Here is a 14,520-nt window from a genome sequence, read left to right as displayed (position 1 = left end):
GCGCCCGACTAGCCTGCCCCGCATGCCCCTTGAGATGAACGACACCGTGCGCGCCCTGCTCGACGCCCCGCACCCCGCCGTCCTGGCCACCCTCAACCCGACGGTGCCCCGCAGAGTTCGGTGGTCTGGGTGAGCCGTGACGGCGACGAGCTGCTGATCTCCACCGAGCGGGGCCGGCGCAAGGAGCGGAACGTGCTCCGCGACCCCCGCGTCGGCCTGACCGTCTTCGACCCCGCCGACACGAACCTCTACGTCGAGATCCGCGGCACGGCCACCGTCACCGAGGACACCGGCCGCGCGGTGGCCGTCCGCATAGCCGAGGAGTACCTCGGCCCGGGCGGCGGCAAGGAGTACCTGGAGGCCCCGCCGGAAGACGTCCGCGTGGTCGTCCGCATCACCCCGACCAAGATCCTCGGCAGCGCCAACAGGGCCGGATAGACGACACGAGGACCGGGTCAGCGCCGCGGCACGTCGGCCGCCTGCGCGGTGACGATACGGGGGAGGGCTCCGGGGTGCTCCCGCGTCAGCCAGTCGACGAGCTCCTCCCGTACGGCACAGCGGATCGTCCACAGGTCGTCGGCGTCCTTGGCGGTCACGATGGCGCGCACGGTGATGCCGGTCGGCGAGGTGTCGGTGACGGCGAGGTCCCACCCCCGGCCGTCCCAGGTGGTGCGGGTGTCGAGGAACTCCCGCAGGTGGGCCCGCATCAGTCCGACGGGCGCGGAGTGGTCGCAGTGGACGAACACCGACCCGGTCAGCTCGTTGCCGCCGCGCGTCCAGTTCTCGAAGGGGCGCGAGGTGAAGTACGAGACGGGCAGGGTGACGCGGCGTTCGTCCCAGGTCCTGACGGTGAGGAAGGTGAGGGTCACCTCCTCCACGGTGCCCCATTCCCCGTCGACGACCACGGTGTCACCGAGGCGGACCATGTCGCCGAAGGCGATCTGGAAACCGGCGAAGAGGTTGCCGAGCGTGGACTGCGCCGCCACGCCGGCCACGATGCCGATGATCCCGGCCGAGGCCAGCAGCGACGTACCGAGCCCCCGGAACGAGGGGAAGGTGACCAGGGCGAAGGCGGTGGCGAGGACGCCCACGACGACCGCCATCACGCGTGTCAGCAGCGTGACCTGCGTACGGACGCGGCGCAGCCGGGCGGCGTCACGCGCACGCGCGGCGTACCGCGCGTACGAGGACTCGACGACGGCCGACGCGAACCGTACGGTCAGCCAGGCGCCGCCGCCGATCAGGCACAGCAGCAGGAACCGGTCCACCCCCTCCGTGTGGTCGAGCAGCGCCGGCCACTCCGTGGCGCGGTAGGACCACCGGAACGCGAGGGTCAGGAGGACGACGTACAGCGGGGTGCGGCACCGCCGCAGCAGTCCCCACAGCGGAGTGCGGGGGTGGCGCGCGTCCGCGTACCTCGCGAAGAGGTCCGCCGCGCGGCCGACGGCGAGTGCCGGCAGTGCCGATCCGCCGAGGACGATCGCCAGTCGAACAACGCTTTCCATGACTCCCCAGTCGATGAGTGGAACGTGGTCGTTCCTGTTCGCCTCACCGCCGTGCTCCCCGGCAAACACTCCGGGTACCGAAGTGCGCGCGGTCACACGGGCGACCGGGCGCGCCTCGGCGGACGCGCGTGCTCCCCGGGTCCTTCCGTCCCTTCCACACCTTCCGTCCCCCGGCCCCTTCCGTCCCCGGGGCCCCTCGTTCCCCGGCCCCTTCCGTCCCCGGGGCCCCTCGTTCCCCGGTCCCTTCCGCCCCCCGGGCCCCCGCGTCACAGACCCCGGCTCTCCATGACCCGCTGCTCGGCCTCCTCCACCTCGAACCGCGCGGCGGCGTCACCGTCCGCGCCGTACCGCGCCGCGTACGAGAGCGAGGTAGAAGAGCGCCGGAGCGCAGGGGGTCCAGGTCTCCGCCGGCTGGTCCGTGATGAAACCGAGCACGGAATCCGGGTCCGCGGGCACGAAGGCGAAGCGGTCGTGCTCCCACTTGTCGGCGACACCGCGCGACCAGCGCCGGCGGAGGGTCTCCTCGTCCAGATCGGGCAGGGCCGCCCGGAAGAACGCCGCCCACTGGTTGTTGCCGAGGTCGAGACCGAACCCCAGGAGCTCCAGGTCGACGTCGTCGGTGGCGTGGACCGCGAGCTCCTCGAAGAGCGCCCGGCGGGCGACCGCGGGCAGGCTGATCGGACCGCCGTCGGCCAAGGAGCGGCGGCGGACCCTCGACGACCGCCGCCATTCCGTCCCCGACCTGCCGACGGCGCTCGTCCACGACGCCTTCGCCTTCCACGACGAGTTCGAGGCCGCGCGGGAGGCGAACCGGCGCACCGACCCGGGCGGCCGGCTGTCGTACCGGGTGCACAGCCTGGGCGGCATGGCGCACCCGACGGTGCACGGCGTGGTCCTCTCGCCCGACAGGCCGCGGTTCACGACCCAGCTGGACCCGAGCCGTCCCTGGTCGGGTGACGGGACGGTGCCGAGGGAGTCCTCCTTCGCCAAGTGGGCACTGGACTACGAGGAGGACGCCATGTGGAACGGATACCGCCACGCCGACATGGCGGGCGGCGGCTCCGTCGGCCACCAGCTCTCCGTGATCCGCGAGGGCAGGCGGACCCCCGACATGCTCGCCGCCGACGAGGGGTTCGGTCTCGAGGTTCCCGAGTGCGCGCTCGCGGGGGAGCCCTTCGAGGTCCTCGCCACCGGGCCCGACCTGGCCGGACGCAACCTCCGGGCCACGCTGACCCGCGAGGGCGCGGCACCCGCGCCGCCGGTTCCCTTCGCCCCCGACGGCGCCGACGGCATGCGGGCGGTACTGGAGGGCGGACCGGGAACCTGGGTCCTGGAGGTCCACTCGGAGCGCCCGCGCCGGGTCTGCAGGGAGGTCGTCACCCTCGTGGACCCGGCCGGCGGCGGACCGGACACGCCCTAGCCCGGCAGTTCCCCGCGCTCCTCCTCGCTCCTGGCGGCCGCCGCGTGCAGGGCCCGGAGGGCCACCAGGAGGACGCCGATGTCGTCCAGGTACACCGGGTCGGGGATCAGGTCGATCGGCGACACCGTGTACACCACGGCCGTCCAGAACAGGGCCTTGGACCGCAACGGGACACCGGCGTCGAGCAGCAGCCTGCGGGCCCGGAAGACGCGTACGAGCAGAACGGCCGCGCACGCCGCCAGCACGAGCACGGCCACCGCGACGACCACGAGCCAGAACGAACCGTCCATGTTTCCTCCCCTGCCCGCGCGGCGCGTGGCGTCTCGGATTCCATCCTGCCGGACCGGACCCGTCCCACCGCGGTTCCGGCCCACCACGGGCCCGGAGGCCGGGCAGGCAGGGACAGGAGCCGCTCCCGGCCGGTCAGTACGCGTTGCGCCGGCGAAGCCTGGCCGGGCGCCCGTCCGGGTCCACCAGGAGACGGTACGGCGGCAGGGCGAGGCCGCGCGTCAGGCGGGACATGTCGGGCGGGTGGTAGACGCGCAGCCGGCCGGGCGGCCGGGGCCCGCGGCGGCCGCCCTCGTGCCAGGCGTCCAGAGCCGCGGCGCTCGCGTCGAAGGCGTCGAACGCCTTCGACGGATCGCACAGGTCGTCCGGTGCGAAGACCGGAGACGACTCCCCGCCGCCCAGATGCTCACGGGAGAGCTCCAGCCGCAGGTCCCTCGCGAAACGACGGGCCCGGTCACCGAGCCCACCGGGGTCGCGTGGCGGCCGGCCGTCCACCCGGTCGTCCAGGACGACGCAGTTGAGCTCCGAATCATGGGTCCAGGAACGGAGGTTGATGTTGTCGGAGCCGACCGAGGCCCACACGTCGTCGATCAGGCACACCTTGGCGTGTACGTACACGGGGGTCCCGGCCGCGTTCTCGAGCCCGTACACGGCCACCCGCCCGCCGCCCGCCCGGCGCAGCCTCTCCAGTGCCGTGACCCGGCCGACCAGGTTCATCGGGAGCGTGAGCCGTCCGTCCTGCTCGGGGACGGTGGGTATGACGGCGATCAGACGCAGACCGGGGTTCTCGTGCAATGCCCGGGCGAAGAACCCCACGACGTTCGGGGACCACAGGTACTGGTCCTCCAGGTAGATGAGCGACCGCGCCCGGCGCAGGGCTTTGAGGTAACTGCGCGCGATGCTGCGCTCGCCGTCGGGAGCGAAGGGATAGCCCCGCAACAGCCGGTTGGGGTAGGTGCGCAGCACCTGCACCGTGTGGTCGCCGCACGGCTCGGGGTCGGGCAGCTGCGGCGGCAGCCCGCCGGCCTCGGTGTCCTCGTGGTGCGCGATCTCCCGCAGGCGGACCAGGGGGCTGCGGCTGAGCGGCGAGGGGTCCTCCCAGCGCTCGCGGAAGTTGGCTTCGAGATCACCGACCGCGGGGCCGCGGACGGCCAGCTGTACGTCGTGCCACGGCGGCCGGGGGCCGTAGGCCGACGCGAAGGGCAGCGTCTGGGGGTCACCGTGGTGGGAGGCGTCGTCGTTGCGGCTGTGGCACAGGTCGATGCCGCCGATGTACGCGACGTCGAGGCCGGGCCGCCCGGGGTGGCGCAGGACGACGAGTTTCTGATGGTGGGAGCCGCCCGGCCGCACCCGCATGTCGAGCAGGCACTCGGCCCCGGCCTCCTCCAGCTCCTCTCCCAGATGACGGTTCTCGCTCTCGCTGAACTGGAACCTGTCCAGGTGGGACCGCCAGACAAGCCCCTTCACGATCACTCCGCGCGCTGCCGCCTCGCACAGGACGGTGCCGATCTCCGTCCCGGCGCCGTCGAGGCGTTCGTCGGGATCGCCGCGCCAGTCGGTGAAGAGCAGGAGGTCTCCGGAGCGCTGCGCCCTGACCGCCCGGAGGAGCTCGGCGAAGTACACCGCACCGTGCACCAGCGGCCGGACGTCGTTGCCGCGGGTCCATGCGGCTCCGTCGGGGTGACGCCTGTCCAGGCGGGTCGAGCCGTTCCCGCGTTCACGTACGGTGAGCATCCAGTCGCTGTATTCCACGGTCGCCTCCACCCGGCGGCTACCCGCTCCGGCCGATGCCGACGCCTCACGGCGGCGCGCGGCCAGAGGCCGGCCGCGCCGCGTCTCGCCTCAGCGGAACTCGTGCACCACCTGGATCTCGCCGACCAGATGAGCGTTGAACTCGTCCAGCTCCTCGGCCGGAACCCACAGCTCGAGGATCGTCCGCCCTCCGGCCTGCTGGACGGGATACCGGCTCAGGAACGCGGAATCGACCTCGAAGCGGGTCACGAAGCCGACACCGCTGTGCTTCACGTTCCAGTCCCTCGCGATCCTGATCGCGTAGTCCTCGTCGAGGACCGGATAGAAGATCGGCTGCTCGGGAAGCCGAGGGGGCCAGGCACGCCAGTCCAGCCGGCGGACCAGCTCCAGTTCCTCGGGGCCGGTGGGCCGCCACAGGGTCGTCGTCGCTCGTCGGCCGGTCATGTGCGCGTCGCTCTCTGGTCGGGGAAGTCGCCAAGGACGGCGAACACCGGACGATACGGCGGCGGGAACCCGACGGCTACGCGGTTTCCGCACCGGGCACCGCCGTGACCGACGGCCACGCGGGACGACCCGTCGGCCTCCCGGGTCCGAGCGACGGGCCTCCCGGCCGCGAAATCGATTGCCGCCGCCGCGACCGCTCTCCTAGGGTCTCGATCACCGACGGCGTGTAGCTCAGTCAGACAGAGCGCCGGGCTTGGGACCCGGAGGGCGCAGGGGCGGAACCTGCCACGTCGGCCTATGAACGAGATCGCTGACAAGCAGCTTCCGACACCGACCGCCGACCCGGCTTACGCCGCGGCCCAGCTGGACCGGGCCGTACGCACCTTCCTGACGCATCCCGACGCCGATACGCGCGACCGCGCCCAGGGCCGGATGCGCCAGTGGCGGGCCGTCCTGTCCGGGATCGCGGACGGGCAGCTCGCCATCGGTTCCCGAACGCCGGTCGCCGGCCTCCCCGCCTGGGTGACCCCCGAGGTCGTGCGCGGCGGGTTCGCCACCGGCACGCCCGCGGCCGGCGGTCCGCTCGCCCCGTACGAGCGGGAAGCCGCGCGGCGAGCGGGTGTGCCCGCCACGCGGGCCGCGCTGTTCGACCATGCCCTGACCGGGGAAGGCCTGGCGGGACTGTGGGAGCTGCTGGACAGCGGACGGTACGACGCGGTGCTGCCGGAGCAGACCGCGCTGCTGACGGTCGCCTGGCTGGTCCGGGCCGACGACGTCGAAGCGGCCGCCGGACTGGTACGTGAACTCCGGCCCCACGCGGACCGGCTGAGGTTCCTGCCCCGCCCGGTGGACCGGCCGGCCGCCGCACCGGGCACGGTGCACCGCCGCACCGTCGGCGAGGTCACGGCCGAGCTGTCCGGCAGGCAGCCGAAGACGGCGGTCGAGGCGCAGCGAGAGGCGCTGACCGTGTGGCGGCCGTTCGAGGACGAACTCCTCGGCTACTGGCTGCGCCACGAGACCCAGGACGAGGGGGCCGCCGAAGGCACTTCGGACCCGGCCGGCGCTTCCGATCCGGAAGACGGGTCCGTCCCCGACGGTGCTTCCTGCTCGAAGGAGGGACCTGGCCCGGACCGTACTCCCGGCCCCGACGGCGCTCACGGCACCGCGACGCCGCACCCCGCCCGGGTCCGCGTACCGCCCGCCCGGATCCACGTACCGGAGGAAGACGGCCGCCGCCGTGCCGAGGCCGCCGCACTCCTTCTGCGGTACGAGAAGCTCGCGGCCGCCCACCCCCTGTGCGGCAAGCACAAGAACCCGAAGTCGAACGCCGGCATCCTGCGACGCGCCCTGGAGAACGTGGCCGCCGGCCGGCCGGTGCCGCCCCGGCTCGCCGGGCTGGTGCGGCACGCGGTGACCTCGATGGTCGCCAAGCGCGGTCTGCCGGGCTCACCCGAGCACACCCGGCTGCGCGCCACACAGGCCCGGCAGGCCTCCCTGCCCTCGCACCACCGGATCGCCGCGCTCGTGGTGCGCCGGCTCGCGGACCTGGACCAGCACACGGGCACGGCCGACGTCGAGTCGCCGGTCCACCCGGTGACCGCCGCCGAGGCCGACGCGACCGGGCTGCCGGCCGGCACGGTCGTCCCCGCCCGACTGCGGCAGGCGGTGAACTCCGCCCTGAGCGCACCGCTGGAGACGCTGGTCGAACGCGGCCTCGTACCGTCGGCGGAGGTCCTGGCGGCCCTGGTGCCGCAGCTGGTCGCGGCCGCCACGGCCCAGCGGTGCGCCGACCCGGCGCTGCGGACGCTGGCGGCGGCCACGTACCGCGCCTTCCGCAACCGGCGTTCGCTGCTGCTCCTGAACCTGGAGCACCAGGTGCGCGTGGACGAGCTCCCCTGGGTACGGGCGGTCGCCGGGCACGGCACCGACGCCGACGCGGCCGAGCGGTCCCGGGAGGCGGCGGGGGCGGCGCTGCGGCAGCTCGGCGAGCTCGCGGTCGGCGCGTTCCCCGGCACGCTGCTCCCGAACCCGCTGGTGCGCGAACTGTCCCAGCTGGCCCGGCAGGCCGATCTCGCGGCGCCGTTCGTGGAGGAGCTGGCCGCCGACATCTTCATGGGCTCGTTCTCCCCGAAGTTCCTCGTCGCCGCGCGCACCGCCGCCGACCTTCTCGACGGGACGCTGTACGCCCGCTACTACGCGGTCGACTGCGTGGCGGTACGGAGCATGGCGGTCGTCCACGCCGCGGAAGGCCTCGCGCGCCGGAAGGGAACCTCGCGCACGGCGGATGCCGCCGTGCGCGAGTTCGGCCGGATGTGTGCCGAGCGGGCCCGCGCCGCCGCGGAGGGAACGGCGGGATCCGGCCACGGCGCCGGGTCCTGGTCGGGCTCGCCGGCCGCGAACGGCACCGTGATCGAGCAGGCGCAGATCCTCACCACGCACAACCTCGCCGTCCTCGTCCGTCACGCGGGCGTCACGCCCGCGGAGAGTGGGGAAGAGCCGGCCCGCGACTGCTTCACCACGGTGTGCCGGCTCGTGACGCGGCTGCAGGACCACCCGCGCCCGCTCGGCACCGTCAAGGACGCGGCGTACGCGTGGCGGCAGATGCTGTTCCACCTGTCGCTGTGCACCCCTGACCGCCAGACCGCGTTCGTGGAGTGGGTGGCGGCCGAGACCGCCCGCCGCCCCTGGCACACGGCGGCCCGGCTGGGCCCGGCCGTGGCGGGGCTGCGCCTGGTGGCCACGGGCGGCACGTTCGGCCCGGACGGAACGGCCCAGGGCGGCCTCGCCCGCCGGTTCCTCGGATGGAGCCGGAACGGTCACTGGATGGTGCGGTGACGCGGGAGAGTCACACCGCGGATCAGCCGAGACCGCGATGAGCGGCCCACAACGCCCCGGCACGGCCGGCGGCACCGGCGACCAGGGCGGCGAGTTCGGGCTTGTCGGGGACGGGGAACGAGACGTACGCGCCCCGTCCACCGGCGACCGGCCGGCCGTAGGCCTTCGCGGCGAGGCGACCGTCCGGGAGGAGCCGGACGTTGAGCGTGGTCAGTGTGAACACTTCACCGCGTCGGGTGTCCGTCCAGCGGAGCGCCTGCGGGATCGTGACGTTGATGGCCAGAGCACTTACTTCCAGGTCGAGGCTCATGGACGGATGATCCCACGAGCGAAGAGCCAGGGGCTCAGGAGATGAGCGAGCGGCCGGTGGGTGTCAGCCGCAGCTCCCTGGGCGCCGCCGTCTGTTCCCGCTCGAGGGCCGGCAGGATCTCGTCCCGCAGCAGGGGGCGGACCCGCATGTCGGCGAGGTGCCGACGGTGCGCGTTCTCGTCGCGGTACGAGGTGAGGACCACGGCGACGTTCTCACCGGTACGGACCGGCAGCCTGGAGAACGTGTTGTGCGCGGGCTCGGTGGCGAGGAGGGCGAGCGGGGCGGGCCCCGTCTCCCGGAGCAGGGGCAGCAGACCGTCCCGGACCAGTGCGATGCCGTCGTCCCGTCCGGGAGGGAAGGACCACAGGGTGGCGACCACGAACCGGTCCGGTGGCGCGGCACCGACCGGAGGTCGCGCGGACGGTGACACCGCGAAGCCGCCGCCGGTCATGACGGGGCGCAGCAGAAGGACGTCGTCCGAGTCGACCATGGTGTCGTTCGCCCGGGGCCCGTGCTCGGACCACACGGGCCCTCCGTAGAAGGCCGTGAGGGCACGGTGACGTGCCGTCATGTCCGTGAACCCGCGCAGCCAGACGAAGCGGTCCGGGTCGTCGAGGTCCCGGAACTGGCCGAGCACGCTCATCCCGGCCTCTTCCTGGGTTTCGAGGAACTCCCGGTCGAACAGCTCGATGAGCTCGTCGCGGCGGCGCGGACGCAGCGTGTACTGGCGGAGTTCGAGCACGGCGGGCGGTGGGCCGGAGGGACCGGGGGATCGGGTGGACACGACACGACTCCTGTTCGGTGTTCTACGGGTGGATCGCCCGGCTCGTTCGCACGGATCCGGGCGCGGCCGACGATAGGAGGACCGCGTGACAGGTTCTGTCAGGGTTCCCGGGGAGAATGGGCGCATGCCCGCCGGTCGTCTGCTCTCGGTCCTGCTCCTGCTCCAATCGCGGGGCCGTGTGTCCGCGCAGACGATCGCCGACGAGCTGGACGTCTCCGTGCGCACCGCCTACCGCGACATGGCGCGTCTGCAGGACGCCGGGGTTCCGGTCTACGCCGAGCCCGGCCGCGGGGGCGGTTACCAGCTGGTCGACGGCTACCGCACGCGCCTGACCGGGATGAACGAGGGCGAGGCCCGGGCTCTGTTCTTCGCCGGGCTGCCCGGGCCCGCGGCCGACCTGGGCCTCGCGGCCGACGTGACGGCTGCCCGGCTGAAGCTGCTCGCCGCGTTGCCGGAAGCGCTGCGCGAAGAGGCGTCACGGCTCACGCAGGTGTTCCACCTGGACGCACCGGGCTGGTACCGGGAGCCCGAACGGACACCCCATCTGCCCCTGTTCGTCGACGCGGTGCTCACACGGCGGGTGGTGGACGTGCGCTACCGCCGCTGGCGCGCCCCCCAGGAGGTGGACCGCCGCCTGCGCCCCTACGGGCTCGTCCTCAAGTCCGGAACCTGGTACGTCGTGGCCGCCGCGGAACGGAGGACCGCGACCTACCGCGTCACCCAGGTCCTCGACGCGGTCCTGGGCGACGAGCGGTTCGACCGGCCGGAGGACTTCGACCTGAGCGCGTACTGGACCTCCTACCTGGAGGACTTCCACGCACGCCGCTATACCGGAACGGCCACCATCAGGCTGTCCCCGGCGGGACGCGGCCGCCTCCCCGACAACGTCGCCCAAGAGGTGGTGCGGGCCGTCGAGTCCACCGCGACCCCCGTCGGTGAACTCGGCTGGGTCGAGGCGGTCATCCCCACCGAGAGCACCGACCACGCCCGTGGCGAGCTGCTCCGGCTCGGTGCGGACGTCGAGGTCGTCTCACCTCCCGAACTGCGCCGGGCCATGGCCGCCACCGTGGAGGCACTCGCCCGAGCCTATGGACTCCGCTGACGCGCCACGGACTCCCCGACCGGGTGAGTGTCACCCGAGTCGCCGCCCGGGGCCGTTGTCAGACCCTCGCGAGAGGATCACCTCATGACGACTTTTCCCGCCGAAGAGGCGCTGTCCGGCCTGCCCGTTCTGCCCGGTCTGCCCGCCCAGTCCGGCCCGTCCGGCCGTGCCGAGTACGAGGCCGCGCTGCGGCGCCTGCACGACGCCTCGCGGTCCTACTACGGAGACGGTGACAGCGTCTTGGACGACGCCTCGTACGACCGGCTCCGGCTGGCCGTACTCGCCTGGGAGGAAGAGAACCCGGCCGAGGTTTCCCCCGAGTCTCCCACCGGCCTTGTCGCCGACGGTGCCGCCCCGGTCGGCGATGTCGCGCACACGACCCGGCTGCTGAGCCTGGACAACGTCTTCGACGCCGAGGGGCTGGTGGCCTGGGGCGCATCCGTCCAGCGCCGGCTCGGCCGTGTTCCGGCCGGGGGATTCACCGTCGAGCCGAAGATCGACGGCGCGGCCGTGGCCGCCCGGTACCGCGACGGCCGTCTGGTGCAGATCATCACCCGTGGCGACGGCAGCCACGGCGAGGACGTCAGCCATGTCATCGGCCGGATCGACGGCCTGCCCGAGCGGCTCGCCGAGCCGGTCACCGTCGAGGTGCGTGGTGAAGTGGCCTTCACCCAGGAGCAGTTCGAGGCGGCGAACGCGACCCGTGTCGCCCACGGCGCGCAGGTCTTCGTCAACCCGCGCAACGGAACGGCGGGCACGCTGAGGGCGAAGGACCGCCCGTACCGGCTCCGGATGACGTTCTGGGCCTACGGCGTGGTCGAGCTGGACGGCGTGCCGTTCCCGCCCACCGAGGCGACACGCACCGCGACGACACACGCCGAGGCGCTGGCCGCGGTGGCCGCGGTCGGGGTGCGGACGACCGCGGACACCGCGGCCGGACTTCTCGTCGTCCCCGACCTCGCCGAGGCACAGGCGCGGGTCGACGCGATCGCCGCGATGCGTGCGGAGCTGCCCGTCGGTATCGACGGGGTGGTCATCAAACTGGACGACTGCGCCGAGCAGGAGGAGATCGGGTTCGGCACCCGCTTCCCGTACTGGGCCATCGCGGTGAAGCTGCCCGCGGTCGAACGACAGACGGTGCTTCAGGACGTCGTCTGGGAGGTCGGCCGGACCGGGGTCCTGGCTCCCACCGCGATCCTCGCCCCGGTGGAGATCGACGGGTCCACCGTCACCCGGGCCACCCTGCACAATCCGGCGGACATCCGCCGCCGGGACCTGCACCTCGGCGACACCGTGACGGTGTACAAGGCCGGTGACATCATCCCGCGTGTCCAGGCGGCCGTGGTCCGGCTCCGCCCGGCCGGGGCGACGCCGGTGCCGCTGCCCGAGGCGTGCCCGCGCTGTGGTGGCGGGATCGACACGTCCCAGGAGCGGTGGCGGTGCGCGCAGGGCACGGCCTGCGCGCTCCCGGCGCTCATCGAGTACGCCGCCGGGCGCGAGATGTTCGACATCGACGGCCTGGGCAGGACGTACGTGGCGGCTCTGGTCGCGTCGGGAGACGTCCGCGACGTCGCCGACCTCTTCACCCTGACGATCGACCAGCTCACCGCCGCGTCGGGCAGTGCCAAGCGCGCCGCCAAGCTCGCCGAACAGATCGAGGCCGCCAAGGCCCGCCCTCTCCACCGTGTCTTCTGCGCCCTGGGCGTGCTCGGCACCGGCCGCAGCATGTCCCGCCGCATAGCCCGGCACTTCGGCACGATGGACGCGATTCGCGGGGCCGACGCGTCCGGGATGCAGGATGTGGAGGGCATCGGGCCGGAGAAGGCGCCGGTCGTCGTCGAGCAGGTGGCCGCGCTGGCCTCCGTCATCGACAAACTGATCGCGGCGGGGGTCAACATGACCGAGCCCGCGGACCCGGCGGCGGCGCAGGGCGGGGGGCCGCTGGAGGGCAAGGTGGTCGTGGTCACCGGCAGGATGACCGGACCGCTGGAGGGCTTCGGCCGGTCCGAGATGAACGCGCTGATCGAGAAGGCCGGCGGGCGGGCGGGCAGCGGCGTCAGCGCCAGGACGTCCGTACTCGTCGCGGCGCCGTCCGCGAACGGGAAGCCGAGCTCGAAGGCGGTCAAGGCCACCGAACTCGGCGTCGAGGTCCTGACGCCGGAGGCCTTCGCCGAACTGGTCGCCGACCACCTGACCTGATCGACGCGCGGGCCCGTCACCCGGTGCACCGAGCCCGGACCGGATCGCGCGGAAGCCTAGGGCGTGCGGGGAAGCCGGACCGTGACGAGGAGGCCGCCGACGGGGCGGGGGGCGAGGTCGAGGGTCCCGTCGTGGGCGCGGACGATGCTGTGCACGATGGCCAGGCCGAGCCCGACGCCGGCGTGCTCGTCGGTGCGTACGCGTTCCGTTCCGCGCCGGAAGGGTTCGACGAGGGTCGGTACCAGTTCCGGTGGGAGCCGGCGGCCCGTGTTCTCGACCCGCAGCACGCTCGTGTCGCCGTACGCCTCGGTGTGGACCGTCACGGTGCCGCCGGCGGGGAGGTTGTGGACGACGGCGTTCTGGACGAGGTTCGTCACCATCCGCAGCAGGAGCTCCGCGGAGCCGCCGGTCCAGGCCGCCCCGCCGGTGACCTCGAGCGCGATCCGGCGCTGTTCGGCGAGGGGGAGCAGCGTCTCGGCGGCTTCCTCGGCGAGGAGGGAGAGGTCGACGCTCTCGCGGGTGAAGTTTCCGCGGTCACCGCGGCTGAGCAGCAGGAGGGCCTCGGTGAGGTCGATCGCCCGCCCGTTGACGACGTACAGGCGCTCGATGAGTTCGCTCCGGTCCCGTGCGGGGTCCTTGCGCGCGACGTCGAGGAGCGTCCGCGAGATCGCCAGCGGGGTGCGCAGTTCGTGGGAGGCGTTCGCGGCGAACCTCTGCTGCTCGGCGACGTGGGAGTCGAGCCGTTCGAGCATCGAGTCGAAGACGTCGGAGAGCTCGCGGAATTCGTCCTGTCGGCCCTTCATGCGGATCCGGTGCGACAGCGACCCGCTCCCCGCCATCCGCGCCGCATCCGTGATCTGCGTGAGCGGTGCGAGCATCCGGCCGGCGAGGACCCATCCCCCGACGAGGCCGAACACGAGCAGGAGGACCATCGCCACGGCCGCGGCGGGGACGAAGGTGCGCACAAGGAGGTAGCGGTTGGGCGAGACCCCGAGCAGACCCTGGTCCGAGTCGGGGACGTAGCGCAGCAGGAACCCCCACACCACGGCCAGCAGGAGGGCACCGGCGACGGCGAGGAACCCGGCGTAGCTGAGGGTGAGTTTCAGTCGGGCACTGAGCCCCCGGCGTCTATACACGCGTACTGCCGGGGTCGGTGATGTCCCTGTCGGGGGCGGCGGCGTCCCTGGCGGTGTCGATCCGGTAGCCGGCGCCGGGCACCGTGGTGATGACCCACGGTTCGCCGAGCCGTTTGCGCAGGGCGGAGACGGTGATGCGCACCGCGTTGGTGAGGGGGTCGGCGTTCTCGTCCCAGGCGCGTTCCAGCAGTTCTTCGGCGCTGACGACCCCGCCCTCGGCGGCGACGAGCACCTCCAGCACGGCGAACTGCTTGCGGGTGAGCGCGACGTAGCGTCCGTCGCGGAAGACCTCCCGGCGGAAGGGGTCGACCCGCAGGCCCGCGATCTCACGGACCGGGGGCCGGGCGTACGCGCGTCTGCGGTCGAGCGCCCTCAGCCGGAGGACGAGCTCCCGCAGCTCGAACGGTTTGGTCAGGTAGTCGTCGGCACCGAGCTCGAACCCGGAGGCCTTGTCGTCGATCCGGTCGGCAGCGGTGAGCATGAGGATGGGGATGCCGCTGCCGGAGGCGACGATGCGCCGGGCGACCTCGTCGCCGGAGGGGCCGGGAATGTCGCGGTCGAGGACCGCGAGGTCGTAGGAGTTGACGCCGAGCAGCTCCAGGGCGGAGTCGCCGTCGCCGGCGATGTCGGCGGCGATCGCCTCGAGCCGCAGGCCGTCACGGACGGCCTCGGCCAGGTAGGGCTCGTCCTCCACGATCAGTACGCGCATGACCGAAGCCTAAGCAGTACGGCGTATCGCCGACGT

Annotated in this window: 14 protein-coding genes and 1 tRNA gene; 6 read left to right on the top strand and 9 right to left on the bottom strand. The window is 73.1% G+C overall.

The window, feature by feature from the left end:
- Positions 1–129 precede the first annotated feature (129 nt).
- Positions 130–438: a TIGR03618 family F420-dependent PPOX class oxidoreductase gene (locus ACFWUY_RS26245; RefSeq protein ID WP_384113995.1), complete on the top strand. Its 309-nt coding sequence runs from the start codon at positions 130–132 to the stop codon at positions 436–438.
- A 17-nt stretch (positions 439–455) separates the two neighbouring features.
- On the opposite strand, the gene ACFWUY_RS26240 is transcribed toward ACFWUY_RS26245, so the two are convergent.
- Both ACFWUY_RS26240 and ACFWUY_RS26235 read right to left on the bottom strand, forming a co-directional pair.
- Positions 456–1,505 (bottom strand): mechanosensitive ion channel family protein, encoded by a 1,050-nt coding sequence (locus ACFWUY_RS26240; RefSeq protein WP_384113992.1) that lies wholly within the window; start codon positions 1,503–1,505, stop codon positions 456–458.
- A 330-nt stretch (positions 1,506–1,835) separates the two neighbouring features.
- A complete protein-coding gene (locus tag ACFWUY_RS26235) occupies positions 1,836–2,372 on the bottom strand; it encodes a hypothetical protein (protein WP_384113989.1) in 537 nt (178 codons plus the stop codon).
- Between ACFWUY_RS26235 and ACFWUY_RS26230 the strand changes: the two genes are divergently transcribed.
- Positions 2,371–2,925: a hypothetical protein gene (locus tag ACFWUY_RS26230; RefSeq protein ID WP_384113985.1), complete on the top strand. Its 555-nt coding sequence runs from the start codon at positions 2,371–2,373 to the stop codon at positions 2,923–2,925. The two genes, ACFWUY_RS26235 and ACFWUY_RS26230, sit on opposite strands and share 2 nt — an antisense overlap.
- On the opposite strand, the gene ACFWUY_RS26225 is transcribed toward ACFWUY_RS26230, so the two are convergent.
- The 3 genes from ACFWUY_RS26225 to ACFWUY_RS26215 all read right to left on the bottom strand — a co-directional run bounded on the left by ACFWUY_RS26225 (position 2,922) and on the right by ACFWUY_RS26215 (position 5,409).
- A complete protein-coding gene (locus ACFWUY_RS26225; protein WP_384113982.1) occupies positions 2,922–3,215 on the bottom strand; it encodes a YkvA family protein in 294 nt (97 codons plus the stop codon). The genes ACFWUY_RS26230 and ACFWUY_RS26225 overlap by 4 nt on opposite strands.
- Before the next feature lie 133 nt (positions 3,216–3,348).
- The gene (locus ACFWUY_RS26220; protein WP_384113979.1) at positions 3,349–4,965 is read right to left on the bottom strand and encodes a phospholipase D family protein; all 1,617 of its coding nucleotides are present in this window, start codon (positions 4,963–4,965) and stop codon (positions 3,349–3,351) included.
- A 90-nt stretch (positions 4,966–5,055) separates the two neighbouring features.
- Entirely contained in the window at positions 5,056–5,409 is a 354-nt protein-coding gene (locus tag ACFWUY_RS26215) for a hypothetical protein (protein WP_384113976.1), read from the bottom strand.
- A gap of 220 nt (positions 5,410–5,629) precedes the next feature.
- Between ACFWUY_RS26215 and ACFWUY_RS26210 the strand changes: the two genes are divergently transcribed.
- Together ACFWUY_RS26210 and ACFWUY_RS26205 are read left to right on the top strand one after the other, a co-directional pair.
- Positions 5,630–5,703 (top strand) — tRNA-Pro (locus ACFWUY_RS26210).
- 3 nt (positions 5,704–5,706) lie between these two features.
- Positions 5,707–8,244 (top strand): hypothetical protein, encoded by a 2,538-nt coding sequence (locus tag ACFWUY_RS26205; RefSeq protein ID WP_384113973.1) that lies wholly within the window; start codon positions 5,707–5,709, stop codon positions 8,242–8,244.
- 22 nt (positions 8,245–8,266) lie between these two features.
- Here the strand turns inward: ACFWUY_RS26205 and ACFWUY_RS26200 are convergent, their stop codons facing one another.
- Together ACFWUY_RS26200 and ACFWUY_RS26195 are read right to left on the bottom strand one after the other, a co-directional pair.
- Positions 8,267–8,554, bottom strand: a complete 288-nt coding sequence (locus ACFWUY_RS26200; RefSeq protein ID WP_384113970.1) for a hypothetical protein — start codon at positions 8,552–8,554, stop codon at positions 8,267–8,269.
- A gap of 34 nt (positions 8,555–8,588) precedes the next feature.
- On the bottom strand, positions 8,589–9,338 hold the full coding sequence (locus ACFWUY_RS26195) for an NIPSNAP family protein (RefSeq protein ID WP_384113967.1): 750 nt from the start codon (positions 9,336–9,338) through the stop codon (positions 8,589–8,591).
- A gap of 124 nt (positions 9,339–9,462) precedes the next feature.
- Here ACFWUY_RS26195 and ACFWUY_RS26190 point away from each other — a divergent pair, with 124 nt between their 5' ends.
- Positions 9,463–10,440: a helix-turn-helix transcriptional regulator gene (locus ACFWUY_RS26190; RefSeq protein WP_384113964.1), complete on the top strand. Its 978-nt coding sequence runs from the start codon at positions 9,463–9,465 to the stop codon at positions 10,438–10,440.
- Between the two features lie 84 nt (positions 10,441–10,524).
- Positions 10,525–12,639, top strand: coding sequence for an NAD-dependent DNA ligase LigA (gene ligA, locus ACFWUY_RS26185; protein ID WP_384113961.1), 2,115 nt, complete (start codon positions 10,525–10,527; stop codon positions 12,637–12,639).
- A gap of 56 nt (positions 12,640–12,695) precedes the next feature.
- Here the strand turns inward: ligA and ACFWUY_RS26180 are convergent, their stop codons facing one another.
- Both ACFWUY_RS26180 and ACFWUY_RS26175 read right to left on the bottom strand, forming a co-directional pair.
- A complete protein-coding gene (locus ACFWUY_RS26180) occupies positions 12,696–13,775 on the bottom strand; it encodes a sensor histidine kinase (protein ID WP_384113958.1) in 1,080 nt (359 codons plus the stop codon).
- Positions 13,768–14,484: a response regulator transcription factor gene (locus tag ACFWUY_RS26175; RefSeq protein ID WP_384113955.1), complete on the bottom strand. Its 717-nt coding sequence runs from the start codon at positions 14,482–14,484 to the stop codon at positions 13,768–13,770. Before ACFWUY_RS26175 ends, ACFWUY_RS26180 begins: the two co-directional genes overlap by 8 nt.
- Between the last annotated feature and the right edge of the window lie 36 nt (positions 14,485–14,520).

This window comes from Streptomyces sp. NPDC058664 (assembly GCF_042716635.1).
Classification (GTDB): Bacteria; Actinomycetota; Actinomycetes; order Streptomycetales; family Streptomycetaceae; genus Streptomyces.
Note: the sequence above shows the minus strand (reverse complement) of the source record. Positions and strands in the feature narration are given on the sequence as shown.